The 18,047-nt window shown below is 64.1% G+C and carries 15 protein-coding genes; 14 read left to right on the forward strand and 1 reads right to left on the reverse strand.

The genetic code is table 11. The features are described 5' to 3' along the window. From FFS49_RS42435 to FFS49_RS38600, 14 genes are all read left to right on the forward strand, one after another. The coding region (locus FFS49_RS42435) for a hypothetical protein (RefSeq protein ID WP_137910429.1) at positions 1 to 191 on the forward strand (191 nt) is incomplete at its 5' end. Between the two features lie 219 nt (positions 192 to 410). Beyond that, positions 411 to 1,358 (forward strand): GlxA family transcriptional regulator, encoded by a 948-nt coding sequence (locus FFS49_RS38540; RefSeq protein WP_226092292.1) that lies wholly within the window; start codon positions 411 to 413, stop codon positions 1,356 to 1,358. Between the two features lie 286 nt (positions 1,359 to 1,644). Continuing rightward, positions 1,645 to 2,856 (forward strand): M24 family metallopeptidase, encoded by a 1,212-nt coding sequence (locus FFS49_RS38545; RefSeq protein WP_011875459.1) that lies wholly within the window; start codon positions 1,645 to 1,647, stop codon positions 2,854 to 2,856. 74 nt (positions 2,857 to 2,930) lie between these two features. Beyond that, the gene (glyA, locus tag FFS49_RS38550; RefSeq protein ID WP_011875458.1) at positions 2,931 to 4,190 is read left to right on the forward strand and encodes a serine hydroxymethyltransferase; all 1,260 of its coding nucleotides are present in this window, start codon (positions 2,931 to 2,933) and stop codon (positions 4,188 to 4,190) included. Positions 4,191 to 4,197: 7 nt separating this feature from the next. Next, positions 4,198 to 5,574 carry an L-serine ammonia-lyase gene (locus FFS49_RS38555; protein WP_011875457.1) on the forward strand — a complete coding sequence of 459 codons (1,377 nt, stop codon included), beginning with the start codon at positions 4,198 to 4,200 and terminating at the stop codon, positions 5,572 to 5,574. A 12-nt stretch (positions 5,575 to 5,586) separates the two neighbouring features. Continuing rightward, a complete protein-coding gene (locus FFS49_RS38560; RefSeq protein WP_006400891.1) occupies positions 5,587 to 6,831 on the forward strand; it encodes a sarcosine oxidase subunit beta family protein in 1,245 nt (414 codons plus the stop codon). Positions 6,832 to 6,848: 17 nt separating this feature from the next. Next, positions 6,849 to 7,130, forward strand: coding sequence for a sarcosine oxidase subunit delta (locus FFS49_RS38565; RefSeq protein ID WP_011875687.1), 282 nt, complete (start codon positions 6,849 to 6,851; stop codon positions 7,128 to 7,130). After that, positions 7,127 to 10,123: a sarcosine oxidase subunit alpha family protein gene (locus FFS49_RS38570; RefSeq protein ID WP_011875686.1), complete on the forward strand. Its 2,997-nt coding sequence runs from the start codon at positions 7,127 to 7,129 to the stop codon at positions 10,121 to 10,123. The genes FFS49_RS38565 and FFS49_RS38570 overlap by 4 nt, the downstream gene beginning before the upstream one ends. Continuing rightward, positions 10,113 to 10,700 carry a sarcosine oxidase subunit gamma family protein gene (locus tag FFS49_RS38575; protein WP_011875685.1) on the forward strand — a complete coding sequence of 196 codons (588 nt, stop codon included), beginning with the start codon at positions 10,113 to 10,115 and terminating at the stop codon, positions 10,698 to 10,700. The genes FFS49_RS38570 and FFS49_RS38575 overlap by 11 nt, the downstream gene beginning before the upstream one ends. 37 nt (positions 10,701 to 10,737) lie before the next feature. Further along, positions 10,738 to 11,178 carry a dihydroneopterin aldolase gene (locus FFS49_RS38580; protein WP_059888498.1) on the forward strand — a complete coding sequence of 147 codons (441 nt, stop codon included), beginning with the start codon at positions 10,738 to 10,740 and terminating at the stop codon, positions 11,176 to 11,178. 23 nt (positions 11,179 to 11,201) lie between these two features. Continuing rightward, entirely contained in the window at positions 11,202 to 12,089 is an 888-nt protein-coding gene (purU, locus tag FFS49_RS38585) for a formyltetrahydrofolate deformylase (RefSeq protein WP_059888496.1), read from the forward strand. A gap of 170 nt (positions 12,090 to 12,259) precedes the next feature. Further along, entirely contained in the window at positions 12,260 to 13,690 is a 1,431-nt protein-coding gene (locus FFS49_RS38590; RefSeq protein ID WP_226098044.1) for a YbfB/YjiJ family MFS transporter, read from the forward strand. A gap of 507 nt (positions 13,691 to 14,197) precedes the next feature. Next, positions 14,198 to 15,580 (forward strand): MFS transporter, encoded by a 1,383-nt coding sequence (locus FFS49_RS38595; RefSeq protein ID WP_226092294.1) that lies wholly within the window; start codon positions 14,198 to 14,200, stop codon positions 15,578 to 15,580. Between the two features lie 216 nt (positions 15,581 to 15,796). Beyond that, the gene (locus FFS49_RS38600; protein ID WP_059888493.1) at positions 15,797 to 16,534 is read left to right on the forward strand and encodes an IS6 family transposase; all 738 of its coding nucleotides are present in this window, start codon (positions 15,797 to 15,799) and stop codon (positions 16,532 to 16,534) included. 156 nt (positions 16,535 to 16,690) lie between these two features. Here the strand turns inward: FFS49_RS38600 and FFS49_RS38605 are convergent, their stop codons facing one another. Beyond that, positions 16,691 to 17,998 carry a chloride channel protein gene (locus FFS49_RS38605; protein ID WP_059888491.1) on the reverse strand — a complete coding sequence of 436 codons (1,308 nt, stop codon included), beginning with the start codon at positions 17,996 to 17,998 and terminating at the stop codon, positions 16,691 to 16,693. Between the last annotated feature and the right edge of the window lie 49 nt (positions 17,999 to 18,047).

The raw sequence follows: 18,047 nt of genomic DNA on the forward strand, positions 1-18,047 counted from the left end.
TTCAGAAACCCGATGATTTGCTGTTCCGTAAAGCGCTTCTTCATGTTCGTCTTCTTCTCCGAAAACGAACTTTACTAGACTCCGGCTGGCCCTGTTTGCAGGGGGCAGGTCAGCAGATCCGTGCGGCGTTGCTCAACCGCTTCAGCCAGCTCGGACGGCCGAATACGGTCGCCGCGGCCGCTATGGCATAAATCCGTCTGGGGTTTGGGGTAGTTTCGCCCCGACCTCAGTTACGCAACAGAGCCATCATTCCTGCGACAAAGCCAATTGCGGTGCGCCCCGGCACGCGACTATGATGTGCGGTCATATTTGCTCACTTCCCGTCATCGCGATCGCCACTCATGTCGACTTCCCCACTCCCCCGGCACGCGGAACCCGGGCGGCCCAATGGCATGCATGATCTGCGGGTCATGCGGTACGGCTTCCTGTTGCTCGACAATTTTTCGCTGATCGCGCTGGGCGCCGCCGTCGACCCGTTGCGGATCGCCAACATGGTTGTCGGACGTCGTGTCTACGACTACCAGCTTATCGCGGCGCACGGCGACGTCGTCCAGTCGAGCGATGGCATCCGTGTCGTGCCGGATGTTGCATTGACGGATAATGCCACGTTCGACGCAGTGTTCGTCGTTGGCCCCAATCCGATTCCGTGTAAGGGCATCGGCGCCGTGATCGACTGGCTGCGGCGCCAGGCCGGCAACGGCGCGGCGCTGGGCGGTCTCGACACGGGCAGCTATTTTCTCGCGCGCGCAGGGCTATTGAACGGCTATCGCTGCACGATTCACTGGGAAGACCAGGACGTGCTAATAGAGCAGTTTCCGAAGCTGACGGTGTCAAACCGGCTGTACGAAGTCGATCGCGATCGCTTCACGTGCAGCGGCGGCGTGGCCCCGCTCGACCTCATGGTCCACCTGCTCGCGATGCCACCCGGCAGCCAGGCGCTCGCGGCCCGTGTGCTCGAGTTGCTCGTCGCCGAGCGGCGCAGCCGCGAATACCGGCAGCGCACGTCGTTACGTCAGTACATCGGCGCCGAGCACATGAAACTCGACGAGGCGCTGCAGATCATGGAAAGCAACGTCGAGGAGACACTGTCGGTCGCCGAGATCGCGTCGCACCTGCGCGTGTCGCAACGGCAGTTGCAACGCTGGTTTCACGAGCGTCTCGGCAAGACGCCCGCGCAGGCGTATCTGGAGATTCGCCTGTTGCGCGCGCGCCAGTTGCTGTACCGAACGGCCGCGCCGCTCGAAGAAGTGTGTTCGCGTACCGGCTTCACCTCGACCACTCATTTCGCCACGCGCTACAAGGCGCAGTTCCAGATCTCGCCGATGGCGGATCGGCGGCGTTACCAGAACGCGCTCTAGGCCCGGTAGCGCAGACGATTATTCACCCGCGATCGCCGATCGCGGGTGCGTCCGCACGCGCGTCATCCGACACATGCCGATGCGCCTGATTAGCGTTTTTCATGGTGCTTTCCCGCTTTCTTTGAACAACGTCACGTGCCAATGACAACCCTCGCACGGCACGATCGTGGTTAACCCTCGATGTCGAATTTTCAAAGTATGGCGTCCATTATGGAAATTTTCGAATCTGCCGAACTCCTACCATTTGCTCACACCCACCACGCTTTTTTCACCCTGGAGCGAGCTCATGAAGATGGAGAACCTGATTCGAATCGAGAACGGCGAAAAGGTAAAGCACACCTTTTCGGATGTGGAGTACGCCAGCCGACAAGGCAAGCTGCGCGAACTGATGGCGCGTGAGAACATCGATGCCGTGCTGTTCACCTCGTATCACAACATCAACTATTACTCGGACTTTCTCTACTGTTCGTTCGGTCGCAAGTACGGCCTCGTCGTCACGCCCAAGAAAGTCGTGTCGATCTCCGCGAACATCGACGGCGGCCAGCCGTGGCGCCGCACGGTTGGCGACTACAACGTCGTCTACACCGACTGGCAGCGTGACAACTTCTTCCGCGCCGTGCAGGGCGAGATCGAAAACAAGGGGCGCGTCGGTATCGAGTTCGATCACGTGCCCGTCGAAGTGATGACGAAGCTCAAGGCGGCGCTGCCGTCGGTCGAGTTCGTCGATATCGGCGCAGCGACGATGCGCATGCGCATGATCAAGTCCGACGAGGAAATCGCGCTGATCAAGCACGGCGCGAATGTCTGCGACGTCGGCGGAGCAGCGCTCGCCGCGGCCGTGCATGAAGGTGTGCCCGAGCACGAAGTGGCGCTCGCGTCGACGCAGACGATGGTGCGGGAGATCGCGCGCCGGTTCCCGGATTCGGAACTGATGGACACGTGGACGTGGTTCCAGTCCGGCATCAACACCGACGGCGCCCATAACCCGGTCACGACGCGCAAGGTGCAAAAGGGCGACATCCTGAGCCTCAACTGCTTCTCGATGATCTCCGGCTACTACACGGCACTGGAACGCACGATGTTCTTCGATCACTGTTCGGACGAGCATCTGCGCCTGTGGAAGGTCAACGTCGAAGTGCATGAGGCAGGCCTCGCGCTGATCAAGCCGGGGGTGCGCTGCTGCGACATCGCGCACGAGCTGAACAAGATCTATGCCGAATACGGGCTGCTCCAATACCGCACGTTCGGCTATGGCCACTCGTTCGGCGTGCTGTCGCATTACTACGGCCGCGAAGCGGGCCTCGAGCTGCGCGAAGACATCGAGACGGTGCTGGAGCCGAACATGGTCGTCTCGATGGAGCCGATGATCATGCTGCCCGAAGGCCTGCCGGGCGCGGGCGGCTACCGCGAGCATGACATCCTGGTGATCGGCGAGACGGATGCGACCAACATCACCGGTTTCCCGTACGGCCCGGAACACAACATCATCAAGGCCTGACCGGCTGACTGACACCTGAATCCACCCGCGGCTGCGGCTGCGGGTCTCTCAATGATGTGGCAGGAGACGTTTGAATGTTTTCCAAAGAACAAACCATTGCCGGTTTCGATCCGGATCTGCATGAGGCCATGCGTCTCGAGCGACAGCGCCAGGAGGCGCACATCGAGCTGATCGCTTCGGAAAACTATACGAGCCCGCGCGTGCTCGAGGCACAGGGATCGGTGCTGACCAACAAATACGCCGAAGGCTACCCGGGCAAGCGCTACTACGGCGGCTGCGAACACGTCGACGTGGTCGAACAGCTGGCGATCAGCCGCGCGAAGGCGCTGTTCAATGCCGATTTCGCGAACGTGCAGCCGCATAGCGGCTCGCAGGCGAACGCGGCCGTCTATCTGGCGCTGCTCACGCCCGGCGACACGATCCTCGGCATGAGCCTCGCGCACGGCGGCCATCTGACGCACGGTGCGAAGGTGTCGTTTTCGGGGAAGGTGTTCAATGCGGTCCAGTACGGCGTCGATGCGACAACCGGGCTGATCGATTACGACGAGATCGAACGTCTCGCGCTCGAGCATCGGCCGAAGATGATCGTCGCCGGCTTTTCCGCGTATTCGCGGGTTCTCGATTTCGCACGCTTCCGCGCGATCGCTGACAAGGTCGGCGCCTATCTGTTCGTCGACATGGCGCACGTCGCCGGGCTTGTCGCGGCGGGCCTGTATCCGAACCCGGTGCCGTTTGCCGACGTCGTGACGACCACGACGCACAAGACGCTGCGCGGGCCTCGTGGCGGCCTGATTCTGGCCCGCGCCAACGAGGAGATCGAGAAAAAGCTGAACTCGATGGTGTTTCCGGGCACGCAAGGCGGCCCGCTGATGCATGTCGTTGCCGCGAAGGCGGTCGCGTTCAAGGAAGCACTGGGGCCGGAGTTCGTCACGTATCAGAAGCAGACGCTCGCGAACGCGCGGGCGATGGTCGAGGTGTTCAACGCGCGCGGCTACGACGTCGTGTCGGGCGGCACCGACGATCACCTGTTCCTCGTCAGCCTCGTCAAGAAGGGCATCACCGGCAAGGATGCCGATGCGGCGCTGGGGCGCGCGCACATCACGGTGAACAAGAACACGGTGCCGAACGATCCCCAATCGCCGTTCGTGACGAGCGGCATCCGCATCGGCACGCCGGCGATCACGACGCGCGGCTTTCTCGAGGCGGACGCCGCACATACCGCGCAATTGATGTGCGACGCGCTCGACCGGCTCGGCGACGCGCAGGTCGAAGCTGCTGTGCGCACCCAGGTGGCGCAGCTCTGCGCGCGCTTCCCGGTTTATCTCGGACTGTGAGGACGCCATGAACGTCAGCACCTTCGACCTCTTCAAGGTCGGCATCGGGCCCTCGAGCTCGCATACCGTCGGTCCGATGATCGCCGCGAGCCGCTTCGCGACGCGCATGCGCGAGAGCGGCGTGCTCGAGCAGGTGCGCACGCTGCGCATCGAGCTGTACGGCTCGCTCGGTGCCACGGGCAAGGGCCACGGCACCGACAAGGCCGTGCTGCTCGGGCTCGAAGGCAACCTGCCCGATACGGTCGATCCCGATTACGTCGAGCAGCGGCTCGTCCACATTCGCACGGCCCGGTCGCTCGACCTCGCTGGTGTGCATCGGATTGACTTCGACGAGAAGACGCAGCTGGCCTTCCTGCGGCGCGAGGTGCTGCCGCTCCATCCGAACGGGATGCGCTTCACTGCACTCGACGAGCGGGGCGCGATCGTCGATGCACAGGCGTACTACTCGGTCGGCGGTGGCTTTGTCGTCGACGACGAGGGCGAACGTCTGAACGGCAGAACGAGCGTCCAGGAGGTGCCTTATCCGTTCCGCACCGGCGTGGATCTGTTGCGTCTCTGCGGCGAAAGCGGCCTGTCGATTGCCGACGTGATGCTGGCCAACGAGACGACGTGGCGCAATCCGCAGGCGGTGCGCGCCGGGCTGCTGACAATCCGCGACGTGATGGCGGCGTCGATCGCGCGCGGCTGCTCGATCGAGGGGACCTTGCCGGGGCCGCTGAAGGTGCGGCGGCGCGCATCGGCCGTGTATCGGCAACTGAAGGCGCAATCGGAGGAGAGCCTGCGCGATCCGCTGTCGATGATCGACTGGATCAACCTTTATGCGATGGCGGTCAATGAGGAGAACGCGGCGGGCGGCCGCATCGTCACCGCACCGACCAACGGCGCGGCAGGAATCATCCCGGCAGTGTTGCAGTACTACACGAAGTTCGTGGCGGGATCGAACGACGACGGCGTGGTGACGTTTCTGCTGACCGCCGCGGCGATCGGCCTGCTCTACAAGGAAAACGCGTCGATTTCAGGCGCGGAGGTCGGCTGCCAGGGCGAAGTGGGCGTCGCCTGCTCGATGGCCGCCGGCGCGCTCGCCGCCGTGCTGGGGGGCACGCCGGAGCAGGTCGAGAACGCGGCCGAGATCGGCATGGAACACAACCTGGGGATGACCTGCGACCCGGTCGGCGGGCTCGTGCAGATTCCGTGCATCGAACGCAACGCGATGGGTGCGGTGAAGGCGGTCAACGCGGCCCGCATGGCGCTGCGAGGCAATGGCAAGCATTACGTGTCGCTCGACAAAGTCATCAAGACGATGCGGGAGACGGGTGCCGACATGAAGACGAAGTACAAGGAAACGTCGCGCGGGGGCCTCGCGGTCAACGTGATCGAGTGTTGAAGGGGAGGAATCATGAGCCGATATTCAATTTTCAGTTTGCTGCGTAACGGCCTGTCGTATCACGAGCATTGGGAGCGCGCATGGCGCAGCCCCGAGCCGAAGAAGGAGTACGACGTGGTGATCGTCGGTGGCGGCGGGCATGGCCTCGCCACCGCGTACTACCTCGCGAAGGAACACGGCGTGCGCAACATCGCCGTGATCGAAAAAGGCTGGATCGGCGGCGGCAACACCGCGCGCAACACGACGATCGTGCGTTCGAACTATCTGTGGGACGAATCTGCCGCGCTCTATGAAAAGGCGATGAAGCTGTGGGAAGGCTTGTCGCAGGACCTGAACTACAACGTGATGTTCAGCCAGCGCGGCGTGATGAACCTCGCGCATACGCTGCAGGACGTGCGCGACACCGAGCGACGCGTCAATGCGAACCGGCTCAACGGTGTCGACGCCGAGTTCCTGACGCCCGAGCAGATCAAGGAGATCGTGCCGGTCATCAACCTGAACAGCCGCTACCCGGTGCTCGGCGCGTCGTTTCAGCGCCGTGCGGGCGTCGCGCGGCACGACGCGGTCGCGTGGGGCTTTGCGCGCGGTGCGGACCAGCTGGGCGTGGACATCATCCAGAACTGTCAGGTGATCGGCATCCGCCGTGAAGGCGGCGCGGTGACGGGCGTCGATACGGTGAAGGGCTTCATCAAGGCGAAGAAGGTCGCGGTGGTGGCCGCCGGCAACACGACGACACTCGCCGACATGGCCGGCGTGCGCCTGCCGCTCGAAAGCCATCCACTGCAGGCGCTTGTCTCCGAGCCGATCAAGCCGATCATCAACACGGTCATCATGTCGAACGCCGTGCATGCGTACATCAGCCAGTCCGACAAGGGCGACCTCGTGATCGGCGCGGGCGTCGACCAGTACACCGGCTTCGGCCAGCGCGGCAGCTTCCACATCATCGAAGGCACGCTGCAGGCGATCGTCGAGATGTTCCCGGTGTTCTCGCGCGTGCGGATGAACCGCCAGTGGGGCGGCATCGTCGACGTGTCGCCGGACGCGTGCCCGATCATCAGCAAGACCGACGTGAAGGGGCTTTATTTCAATTGCGGCTGGGGCACGGGCGGCTTCAAGGCGACGCCTGGCTCGGGCTGGGTGTTCGCGCACACGATCGCCAACGATGCGCCGCATCCGCTCAATGCGCCTTTCTCGCTGGACCGGTTCTACACCGGCCATCTGATCGACGAACACGGCGCGGCTGCGGTCGCGCACTAACGCGGGGGAACATTGCCATGTTGCTCATTCATTGCCCGTGGTGCGGGCCACGCGCCGAATCCGAATTCACGTGCGGCGGCGAGGCCGACATCGCCCGCCCACTCGACACCGAGAAACTGTCCGATCGCGAATGGGGCGATTACCTGTTCATGCGCAAGAACCCCCGGGGGCTGCATCGCGAACAATGGAACCACGCGCAGGGCTGCCGCCGATGGTTCAACGCAGAGCGGGACACCGTGACCTATCAATTCCGTTCGGTCAGCAAGATCGGCGAGCCGAACGAGGGAGAACCAGCATGACCCAGCAGAACCGCCTGCCGCACGGCGGCCGCATCAATCGCGCGATTTCGCTGACGTTCACGTTCAACGGTCGCACGTATCGGGGATTCCAGGGCGATACGCTTGCCTCGGCGTTGCTCGCGAACGACGTGCATTTCGTCGCGCGCAGCTTCAAGTATCACCGGCCGCGCGGGATCGTGACGGCGGGTGTCGAGGAGCCGAACGCGCTCGTGCAGCTCGAGCGGGGCGCCCATACGGTGCCGAACGCCAAGGCGACCGAAATCGAGCTGTACCAGGGGCTGGTCGCCGTGAGCGTCAACGCCGAGCCGGATCTCGAACACGACCGGATGGCGATCAACCAGAAGTTCGCCCGTTTCATGCCGGCCGGCTTCTACTACAAGACGTTCATGTGGCCGCAAAGCTTCTGGCCGAAATACGAGGAACGCATCCGCCAGGCGGCCGGTCTCGGCAAGGCGCCGGAGGAGCTCGACACGGCGCGCTATGACAAGCGCTTCGCGCATTGCGACCTGCTCGTCGTCGGCGGCGGCCCGGCAGGGCTCGCGGCGGCGCGTACGGCGGGCGCCAGCGGCGCACGCGTGATCCTCGTGGACGACCAGCGAGAGCTCGGCGGCAGCCTGCTGTCCCGCACGGAGACGATCGACGGCAAGCCGGCGGCCGACTGGGTGCGCGCGGTCGCGTCGGAGCTTGAGGCGATGCACGACGTCACGGTGCTGACGCGCAGCACCGCGTTCGGCTATCAGGATCACAACCTCGTCACGGTGACGCAACGGTTGACGGATCATCTGCCGGTGTCGACCCGCACCGGCACGCGCGAACGGCTGTGGAAGATTCGCGCGAAGCAGGTCGTGCTCGCCACCGGCGCGCACGAGCGGCCGCTGGTGTTCGGCAACAACGATCTGCCCGGCGTGATGCTCGCGTCGGCGATCTCGTCCTACGTCAACCGCTTCGCGGTGCTGCCGGGCCGGCGCGCGGTGATCTTCACCAACAACGACGAGGGCTATCGTGCCGCGCTAGACTTGAAGATTCACGGCGCGGACGTGACTGTCGTCGATCCGCGCAGCAAGAGCACCGGCGCGTTGCCTCAGCGGGCGGCCGCGAGCGGCGTCGCGATCGTCAACCAGGCGGTGGTGGTCGAGGCGCGCGGCAAATGGCGCGTGCGCGGCGTGACGGTGGCCCGGTATGCGAACGGGCGCGTCGGCGAGCGGATCGCGGACCTGGGGTGCGATCTGGTCGGCATGTCGGGCGGCTGGAACCCCGTGCTGCACCTGTTCGCGCAGTCGGGCGGCAAGGCGCTCTGGCAGGACGACAAAGCGTGCTTCATCCCGGGCACCGGCGTGCAGCCCGAGTGCAGCGCGGGCGCGGCGCGCGGTGCGTTCAAGTTGTCTGAGGCGCTCGAGGACGGCATTGCGGCCGGCCGCTATGCGGCGCGCACGGCCGGGTTCGCGGCACCTGCGACGCCGCGTTGGCAAGCGAACGCAGAGAAGGCGCAACCACTGTTGCCGCTCTGGCTGGTCGCCAACCCGGAAACCGCGTCGCGCGGCCCGAAGCGCTTCGTCGATTTCCAGAACGACGTGGCGGCGTCCGACATCCTGCTGGCGGCACGTGAAGGCTATCACTCGGTCGAGCACGTGAAGCGCTACACCGCGATGGGCTTCGGCACCGATCAGGGGAAGCTCGGCAACATCAACGGGATGGCGATTCTCGCGCAGGCGCTCGGGAAGACGATTCCGGAAACCGGCACGACGACGTTCCGCCCGAACTACACGCCGGTCACCTTCGGCACGATTGCGGGACGCGAGCTCGGCGACTTTCTCGATCCGGTGCGCAAGACCTGCATCCACCCCTGGCACGAGGCGCATGGCGCGGCATTCGAGGATGTCGGCAACTGGAAGCGTCCGTGGTATTTCCCGAAAAATGGCGAGGATCTGCACGCGGCAGTGAAGCGCGAATGCCTGGCCGTCCGTCGGGGCGTCGGCATTCTCGACGCTTCGACGCTGGGCAAGATCGACATCCAGGGGCCGGACGCCGCGACGCTGCTCAACTGGATGTACACCAATCCGTGGAGCAAGCTCGAAGTCGGCAAGTGCCGCTACGGCCTGATGCTCGACGAGAACGGCATGGTGTTCGACGACGGCGTGACCGTGCGGCTCGGCGAGCAACATTACGTGATGACCACGACGACGGGCGGCGCGGCACGCGTGCTGAACTGGATGGAGCGCTGGCTGCAGACGGAATGGCCGAACCTGAACGTGCATCTGACCTCGGTGACTGACCACTGGGCGACGTTCGCCGTGGTCGGCCCGAAGAGCCGCAAGGTCTTGCAGAAGATCTGCAAGGACATCGACTTCGCGAACGGCGCCTTCCCGTTCATGACCTATCGCGAAGGCACGGTGGCCGGCGTGCCGGCACGCGTGATGCGCATCAGCTTTTCCGGCGAGCTGGCCTATGAGGTGAACGTGCCGGCGAACTTTGGGCGCGGCGTGTGGGAGGCGCTGATGGCGGCCGGCGCGGATTTCGACATCACGCCGTACGGCACCGAGACGATGCACGTGCTGCGTGCAGAGAAGGGCTACATCATCGTCGGGCAGGATACCGACGGCTCGATCACACCGTTCGATCTGGGCATGGGCGGCATGGTCGCGAAGAAGGATTGCCTAGGCAAGCGTTCGCTGTCGCGCACCGACACCGCGAAGGCGGGCCGCAAGCAATTCGTCGGCCTGAGGAGCATCGATCCGCGCGTGGTGCTGACGGAGGGAGCGCAGATCGTGCCGACCCCCACGCCGCAAGGCATCAGGCCGATGCTCGGTCACGTCACGTCGAGCTACATGAGCCCGATCCTGGGGCACCCAATTGCGCTCGCGGTGATCAAGGACGGCTTGAACAGAATGGGACAAAGGGTGTTCGTCTCGATGTCCGCCACGCAGTGCGTCGAGGCTGAGATCTGCAGCCCGATTTTCTACGATCCGGAAGGAGTACGACAGCATGTTGAATGAACTGATCCAGGAGTCTCCGCTCGTCGGGATCGACGCGCGGATCGCCGCCGCGTCGCGCGGTGTGTCGTCCCGCTTCCAGCTGACCGAGCGCCCGTTCATGACGCTGCTTACGCTGCGCGGCAGCGGCGCCGCGTTTGCCTCCGCCGCGCAGCGGGTGCTGGGCGTCGCGTTGCCGCGGCAATCCGGCGAGTGTGTGCGTGCCGGCGATCGCGCCGTGCTCTGGATGGGGCCGGACGAATGGCTGGTCCTCTCCACGCAGGACATGGCCGCGATGCTCGAGCGTGCCCTGCGTGATGCGTTTGCCGGGGAACACGCGGCGGTCGTCGACGTGAGCAGCGGCTATACGGTGATCGACATCGCCGGGGACAGCGTGCGCGACGTGCTGGCGAGCGGCTGCCCGCTCGACCTGCATCCTCGTGCATTCGCGGACGGACGCTGCACGCAGACGCATTTCTTCAAGGCGGGCGTGACGCTCGTCAGGTCAGGCGAACATCGCTTCCAGGTCATCGTGCGACGCAGCTTCGCCGAGTATTGCTGCCTGATGCTGCTCGATGCCGCGGAACCGTATCTGGCGTAACGATTGCGATGCGAACGCGTGCGATGGAGGTCGATCGATGAACGTGACGAAGGGTGAGCCCGAGATCGAATGGGAGGTCGTGATTGACCGCTTGCGGGCGGATACCCGCATCGGGATTCACGACCATGAACGGGCGCCGCAGCCCGTGGTGATCGATGCGGTGCTGCGGTGCCGGGCACACGCGTTACCGGAGCGCATCGACGATTGTCTCGACTACGACGCGTTTTGCCGGCTGCTGCGCGCGTATCTGGAGCGCCAGCCGCATACGGATCTGGTCGAGCGTCTCGCGGCCGATCTGCTCGTGCTGGCATTCGAGCGTTTCTCAATGCTCGACGACGCGTCGCTCACCGTCTACAAACCGCATGCCGTGCGCGCGGCGGAAAGCGTCGGCGTACGCCTGCATTGGCGCCGTGCCGACTACCGCCGCTTGTGCGGCGATGCCAAGGCAGCGTGCGATGCGCTTTCAGCGTTCGCATGATGCGTGAAGCTGGGGAAGTGACCATGTCTGAAATCATTGCCGACCGGGCACGTGAATCAACACGCCTGGTCTTGACGGTGCGCTGCCCGAGCGCGCCAGGTCAGGTCGCGGCGCTCGTCGGGTTGCTCGACGCGCGCGGCTGCTATATCGACGAACTGGACGTATTCGACGACACGGATACGGCACGCTTCTTCGTGCGCTGCGTGTTTCACCCGGTGCCGCCCGGCGAATTCGATCGCGCGGCGCTTGGCGAGGCGTTGGCCGGCGTGGCGCAGCGCTTCGGGATGGACTGGGCGATTCACGATCTGTCCGAGAAGCCGAAGGTGTTGATTTTGGTGTCCAAATTCGATCATTGCCTCGCGGATCTGCTTTTTCGCACGCGGATGGGCGAGCTGCCGATGGAGATCGTCGGGATTGCCTCGAATCATCCGGATCTCGAAGCGCTCGCGACGTCGAATGGCATCGCGTACCACTACCTGCCGGTGACGCCGGAGACCAAGGCGCGACAGGAGCGGCAACTGCTCGAACTGATCGAGCGCACCGGCGCGGAGCTGATCGTGCTCGCCCGTTACATGCAGGTGCTGTCGAGCGATCTGTGCATGCAGCTGGCCGGTCGAGCGATCAACATCCACCATTCGTTTCTGCCGGGCTTTAAAGGCGCCAAGCCCTATCATCAGGCCCATGCGAGAGGCGTGAAGCTGATTGGCGCCACCGCGCATTTCGTGACTGACGATCTCGATGAAGGGCCGATCATCGAGCAGGTCGTGGAGCGGGTCGATCACGCCTGTCATCCCGAGCGGCTGCTGGCGGTCGGGCGCGACATGGAGTGCCTCGCTTTGTCCCGCGCGGTGAAATGCTTCATCGAACGGCGCGTCTTCATCAACGACAATCGGACGGTCGTGCTGCAGTAGGGGCACGCGCGCCGACCGGTGCGCGGCGGCGATCCCGGTGCGACTGTCACGCCGCATGGTGCCGGCTCGCGACGGCTTCCGGCACGATTTGGTTTGCTCAACAAAGCGCGGCATACTGGACGCTTATCGCAAGACGGCGGGCGCGGCGCTCGGGCGGATCCATCGGGACTTTGCGCCGTGGCGCCTCGCGAGCGAGGCCAGTCAGGTCGGTTTCCCGGGGGAGGCGAGGGGCCGACATCGATCGATGGCGCGGCTCCGCGGCCCTCGTCCCGCATGGCCGCCGTGCAACCGACGGAGTTGAATCCAGCGTGACGAAAGCAACCGACACTGGGATAGCGGAACACACCGGCCGTCGCGACGGCGGCGAGCAGCGGCACGCGTGCTCGACGCGGCGGCCGGCCACGACTGAGCCCGAGCGGCTCGAGGCGTTGCGCCTGGCCGTCCGTCTGTCGCTCGGCAGCGCGATCGCGCTGGGCCTCGCACGTTTTTCGTACGCGCTCCTGCTGCCGGCCATGAAGGCCGATCTGGCATGGAGTTTCGCCCAGGCAGGCGCGATGAATACCGCGAATGCAGCGGGTTATCTGCTCGGCGCGCTGGCGTTTCCGGCGCTGTCGCGCCGGTGGCGGCCCAGCGCCCTGCTCGGCGCCGGATGCATCTTGACAGCCGTGCTGATGGCGGCGAGCGGCGGCGTGTCGGGGACGAACTTGCTGCTCGCGCAGCGCCTCCTCACGGGCATCGGCAGCGCCCTGATCTTCATCAGCGGCGGCGTGCTGGCGGCCCGCCTCGCATCGACCGTCCCGCGCGACGCGGGGCTGGTGCTCGGCCTCTACTACGGCGGCACGGGCTGGGGTATCGTCGTGTCGTCAATCCTGGTTCCCTTGACGCTGTCGAACGGGCCGCGTGGCTGGCAATCTGCATGGTTCGCGCTCGCATTCGCCTGCGCGCTGTTCGCGGCAGTCTCGATCGGCGCCGCGCGGCGTCTCGACGCCGATTACGCGACGGCGGCTCCGTCCCCCGCGGGAGGCGGCGCGCCGACGTCATCTGCCGTGCGGCCGCGTTTCGGCCTGGCGCTGGCCGGATACGGGCTGTTCGGGGTCGGCTACATCGGCTACATGACTTTCATCGTTGCCCTGTTGCGCAATTCGGGGATGAGTAACGCCATGGTGGGCGGCTTCTACATCCTGCTCGGCGCCGCGACGATCGTCTCGGCCCGCCTGTGGTCGCGTCTGCTCGACCGGATGCGCGGCGGACAAGCGCTCGCGGTGCTAAATGCGCAGCTTGGGGTCGCCACGCTGATGCCCGCGCTGCTCGTGCATCCGGCGGTCGCCTTTGCGTCCGGGCTGCTGTTCGGCGCCACCTTCCTGTCGGCGGTCGCGTCGACGACTGCATTCGTCCGGCACAGTCTGCCGCCCGATCGTTGGGCAAAGGGCATCAGCGCATTCACGATCGTGTTCGCGTTCGGCCAGATCGCCGGGCCCCTGGCGATCGGCTGGGTGTCAGACAGCGCGGGATTGGCGCGCGGGCTCGTCTATTCGGCACTGCTGCTGATGGCCGGTGCCGTGCTCGCCGCATGTCAGCGCCCATTGATCCGCCATCCTTAACCTGCCACCCTTAATCCTCCACCCGCATATCCGCCGCGTGCGTTCGCTTAGGATGCTATGCATCTTTGCCATTGTCGAGGCGTGAGCTGGCGCGGCGAGATTCCGCGCCCGTCACATCGCGCGTCGTGACGCTGGGCACTGCGCTTGCAATCCACCTTTACGACGCATACGGTGCGATCCGTGGGACGCTTAATCACGCGGCCCAGCGCCCCCTTCGCCTCTTCACCTCGTCAAATCGGTCGCCCCCTTGAGTCGTTACCCCGCTAATCACCCGTTTTTGGTCTCCACTCCGTCATATCTTTTCGAAGGGAAAGCCCGAAGAGTGTTAACCCTTGATGTCGAAAGCGGAAAGTTTTCCGTCGCGGATAAAAATCTTCCATGCGGTCCAACCTCTACTATTTGCTCAGACGGCCGTGGCTCAACGCTGCGCAGCGCATCCACCCGGGCATCAATCGGAGGAATTGCAGCCATGACACCGCAACGTACTTTCACGTTTGGAGAAGGCAAATGAGTACCAGAAAAGCAATGTCGGGTCGGTCAGCGCAAGCCGGGATGTGGTTGCCCGAGGACGAGTCGTCGAGCTATTCGCGCGATGGCGGGGCGGTGCGTCAGACGGCCGACCCCGGTTTGCTGAGGCGCGCGGCAACCGCGAGTTTCATCGGCAATTTCGTCGAATGGTTCGACTACGCGTCGTACGGCTATCTCGCCACCATCATCGCAGTCGTCTTCTTCCCGAAGACCGACGCGATGTCCGGCCTGCTCGCGGCATACGGCGTCTTCGCGATTTCGTTCATCGTGCGGCCGATCGGCGGCATCGTCTGGGGACACTTCGGGGACAAGATCGGTCGCAAGTCGGCGCTGTCGCTATCGATCCTGATCATGTCGTGCTCCACGTTCCTGATCGCGTTCCTGCCGACATACGCGCAGCTCGGCATGGCAGCGCCCATGCTGCTGCTGTTGGTGCGCGTGGTGCAGGGCTTTTCGGCATCGGGCGAGTACGCCGGCGCGTCCGCGTTTCTGGCCGAGTATGCGCCGGAGGGCAAGCGTGGCTTTTACACCAGCATCGTGCCCGCCAGCACGGCCGCAGGCCTGCTGTTCGGTTCGATCTTCGTCGCCGTGCTGCATGCCGTGATGACCACCCAGCAACTGCATGACTTCGGCTGGCGCCTGCCTTTCCTGCTCGCCGCGCCGTTCGGCCTAGTCGGGCGCTATATCCGGGTCCGGCTCGAAGACACGCCGAAGTTCAAGGCGCTCGAAGGTGCGCACCACGTCGCGCAGGCACCGGCGACGGAGTTGCTGACCAAGTATCGCGGCAAGATGCTGATCGCGTTCGGCGTGACGTGTCTGAACGCCGTCGCGTTCTATCTGGTGTTGAGCTACATGCCGACGTACCTGTCGACCGAAATGGGCATGGGCGAGACGGCATCGTTCGTCGCCGCGACCATTTCGCTGGCCGCCTATATCGCGCTGATTTTCCTGATGGGGACGCTATCGGATCGCGTGGGCCGCAAGACGATGCTGATCGGCGCGTCGGTCTTGTTCGCGATCCTGACGGTTCCGCTCTTCAAGGGGCTGGTGGGTGCGAGCTTCGCGACGATCGTCATGATCCAGATCGCGTTCGGTGCGTTGCTGACGATGAATGACGGCACGCTGCCGTGCTTCCTGTCCGAGATCTTTCCGACGCGGGTGCGCTACAGCGGCTTTGCCTTCTGCTTCAACGCCGCTAACGCACTGTTCGGCGGGACCGCACCGCTCGTCGCCACCTGGTTGATCAGCGTCACCGGCAGCAAGCTTGCGCCGGCCTGGTATCTGGTCGGTGCCGCGGGCGTCGCGTTGATCGCGATGCTCGCCAGCAGCGAGACGTCACGTCGGCCGCTCGCCGACGACTGATCCGGAGCAAGCGAGCCAAAGCACGCGGGAGTCGCGCTCAGACGTGGCTCCCGCGGATGCATCTCTGTTTCGCAGTTGCACGTGATGTAGAAGGTCGCACGCTCGAGCGGCCCGGTCTTGCTTCGCTGCCGCGCGCTTCGATGCATGCGCTTTTTCATGAGAGGTGTCGTGTATGGGCTTTGTCACGTTGGCGACCGGGTCGGTTAGGATGGGGTGATGAAGAAGATGAAATCGCTCTATCACGGCCACCGGTTCCCGGCGTCGGTCATCAGCCACGCGGTTCGATGGTATTTCCGGTTCAAACTCAGCCTGCGTGACATCGAGGCGTTGCTGTTCGAGCGCGGCGTGATCGTCAGCCATGAATCGATTCGTCGTTGGATCGAGAAATTCGGCGCCGACTTCGCCCATCGCGTCAAGGCTGCGCGGCGTCAGCCGGGCAGCACATGGCATCTGGACGAAGTGTTCGTGACATTGCGAGGCGAGCCTTATGTTCTGTGGCGCGCGGTCGACCAGCACGGCATCGAGCTCGACATCCTGCTGCAGAAGGGGCGCGACAAGACGGCCGCGAAACGCTTCTTCCAACGCGTGCTCGCTGCCTGTCCCGAGGCACCGAAGAAGATCGTCACCGATCAGCTGGGCAGTTATCGCGTGGCGAAAGCTGAAATCCCGGAACTGGCGAACGTGAAGCACGTCTTCGTCAAAGCGGCTGCACGCGTCAAGAACCGTGCTGAGAACAGTCATCAGCCCACGCGTGAACGCGAGCGCCGCATGCGCGGTTTCCGACTGCCCGGTCGTACGCAGACGTTCCTGTCGTGCTTCGGTCCGATCCGGCAACACTTCGCACTCAAGCGACACGTGCTGCGCGCCTCGCTTTATCGAAAACAAATCGCGATCCGGTTCGAAGCCTGGCGCCAGTTCACGGAGCTCGCCCAAAATCCGCCTACCGGTTTCTGAGAAATTGTCTCGCCTGTCCGCGATGTGTCGACTGGGCGCCAACGTGACTACGCCGTCCAAAGTAGTCCCCACCACTTGAAGTAACGGGCATCACTTTGGACACCAGTGTCAGCTCTGTCCATGCGGCCTTCAAATGACGCGTACCTTTGCCGCATATCAGCTATGGAAATAGCGGTGCGCCAGCGCTTCGTATAGCGGCGGTGCGAACAGCTTTGAAACTTGGCTCGAAATTAGTGCGGTGGCCATCAACGAAATCACCAGCGCGTGCCCGTTGATCATTTCGATGACGATGACGAACGCCGTGATCGGGCTTTGCGTTACCGCGGCAAGATAGCCCACCATGCCGAGCGCGATCAGCATCGGCAGCTGCATCTGCCCGAACACCATGTGCAACGCATTGCCGATGCCCGCGCCAATCGCCAGCGACGGCGCAAAGAGACCGCCCGGCGTGCCCGGTAGATACGAGCCCACCATAGATGCCATTTTCAGCACCGGATAGGCGGCACCGAGCTGGGAATGGCCTTCGAGCATGCCGCGCGCTTCCTCATAGCCGCTACCGAACAGATGACCGCCGCTGGCCACGCCGATCACGGCGATGAACAGGCCACACAGCGCGCCGAACGCCACGGGCCGCTCCTTTCGAAAAACGAATAGCTGGGCGGGCATCCATCGACCGGTGTTGAGCAGCAGCCAGCAGAATACGCCGCCCGCGAGGCCGGCGATCACGCCAACAAGAATGACAGCGATCGCAAGCAAATCAGGCAGTTTGCCGCCGATGGCGATGGTGCCGAAATACACATAGTTGCCTTGCAGCGCCAGCGAGACGACGCCCGAAAAAATGATTGCCGTGATGATGACGCCGCTGGTCCGCTCCTCGAAGCTGCGCGTGAGTTCCTCGATGGCGAAGACAATCCCCGCGAGCGGCGCATTGAACGCGGCGGACAGCCCCGCAGCCGCACCCGCGAGTGCCAGCTTGCGTTCGAGACCGACGCCGTAGATGCTGCGCAACCGTGCTGGATAGAAGCGCCGCAGACTGAACATCAGCGCGGCGCCCACGTGAATCGTCGGTCCTTCACGGCCGATCGTGAATCCCCCGAGGATCGCGAGGAACGACAGGGCGATCTTGCCGATCAGGATGCGCAGCGTGAGCAGACGAGGGCCGAGTTCGCGTACGTTGTGCAGCGTGGCGATGACCTGCGGGATGCCGCTGCCTTCCGATCCCATAAACCAGCGGCGCGTGATCCAGACGCTGAGCGCTGCGATCGCCGGCGTGATGAGAAGCGGCAACCACCCACTGTGGGCGGTCATCCGCAAAAAGATGTCATAGCCGAAGTCGATGAGCCGCGCGTACATGACCGCGACGAGTCCCGTCGCGACAGCACCGAGCCAAAACACGCCGAAATAGAGCCATCGCCGCTGGCTGCGCTGGATCGCGCGACGGTCAATAAGGTTGGGCAATCGCATTTTGATGCCGGGAAAATGTCATTTAAAGCATATTGTGACATAAATTTCC

The organism is Burkholderia sp. 4NA327C6 (genome assembly GCF_005502655.1).
GTDB classification, from domain to species: domain Bacteria; phylum Pseudomonadota; class Gammaproteobacteria; order Burkholderiales; family Burkholderiaceae; genus Burkholderia; species Burkholderia contaminans.

Bases quoted from the DNA above. Each gene is read 5' to 3' on its own strand.
- FFS49_RS38575 (WP_011875685.1), top strand. From the start codon at position 10,113: ATGTTGAATGAACTGATCCAGGAGTCTCCGCTCGTCGGGATCGACGCG.
- FFS49_RS38595 (WP_226092294.1), top strand. From the start codon at position 14,198: ATGAGTACCAGAAAAGCAATGTCGGGTCGGTCAGCGCAAGCCGGGATG.
- FFS49_RS38540 (WP_226092292.1), top strand. From the start codon at position 411: ATGCGGTACGGCTTCCTGTTGCTCGACAATTTTTCGCTGATCGCGCTG.
- FFS49_RS38545 (WP_011875459.1), top strand. From the start codon at position 1,645: ATGAAGATGGAGAACCTGATTCGAATCGAGAACGGCGAAAAGGTAAAG.
- purU (WP_059888496.1), top strand. From the start codon at position 11,202: ATGTCTGAAATCATTGCCGACCGGGCACGTGAATCAACACGCCTGGTC.
- FFS49_RS38600 (WP_059888493.1), top strand. From the start codon at position 15,797: ATGAAGAAGATGAAATCGCTCTATCACGGCCACCGGTTCCCGGCGTCG.
- FFS49_RS38580 (WP_059888498.1), top strand. From the start codon at position 10,738: ATGAACGTGACGAAGGGTGAGCCCGAGATCGAATGGGAGGTCGTGATT.
- FFS49_RS38560 (WP_006400891.1), top strand. From the start codon at position 5,587: ATGAGCCGATATTCAATTTTCAGTTTGCTGCGTAACGGCCTGTCGTAT.
- FFS49_RS38565 (WP_011875687.1), top strand. From the start codon at position 6,849: ATGTTGCTCATTCATTGCCCGTGGTGCGGGCCACGCGCCGAATCCGAA.
- FFS49_RS38570 (WP_011875686.1), top strand. From the start codon at position 7,127: ATGACCCAGCAGAACCGCCTGCCGCACGGCGGCCGCATCAATCGCGCG.
- glyA (WP_011875458.1), top strand. From the start codon at position 2,931: ATGTTTTCCAAAGAACAAACCATTGCCGGTTTCGATCCGGATCTGCAT.
- FFS49_RS38555 (WP_011875457.1), top strand. From the start codon at position 4,198: ATGAACGTCAGCACCTTCGACCTCTTCAAGGTCGGCATCGGGCCCTCG.
- FFS49_RS38605 (WP_059888491.1), bottom strand. From the start codon at position 17,998: ATGCGATTGCCCAACCTTATTGACCGTCGCGCGATCCAGCGCAGCCAG.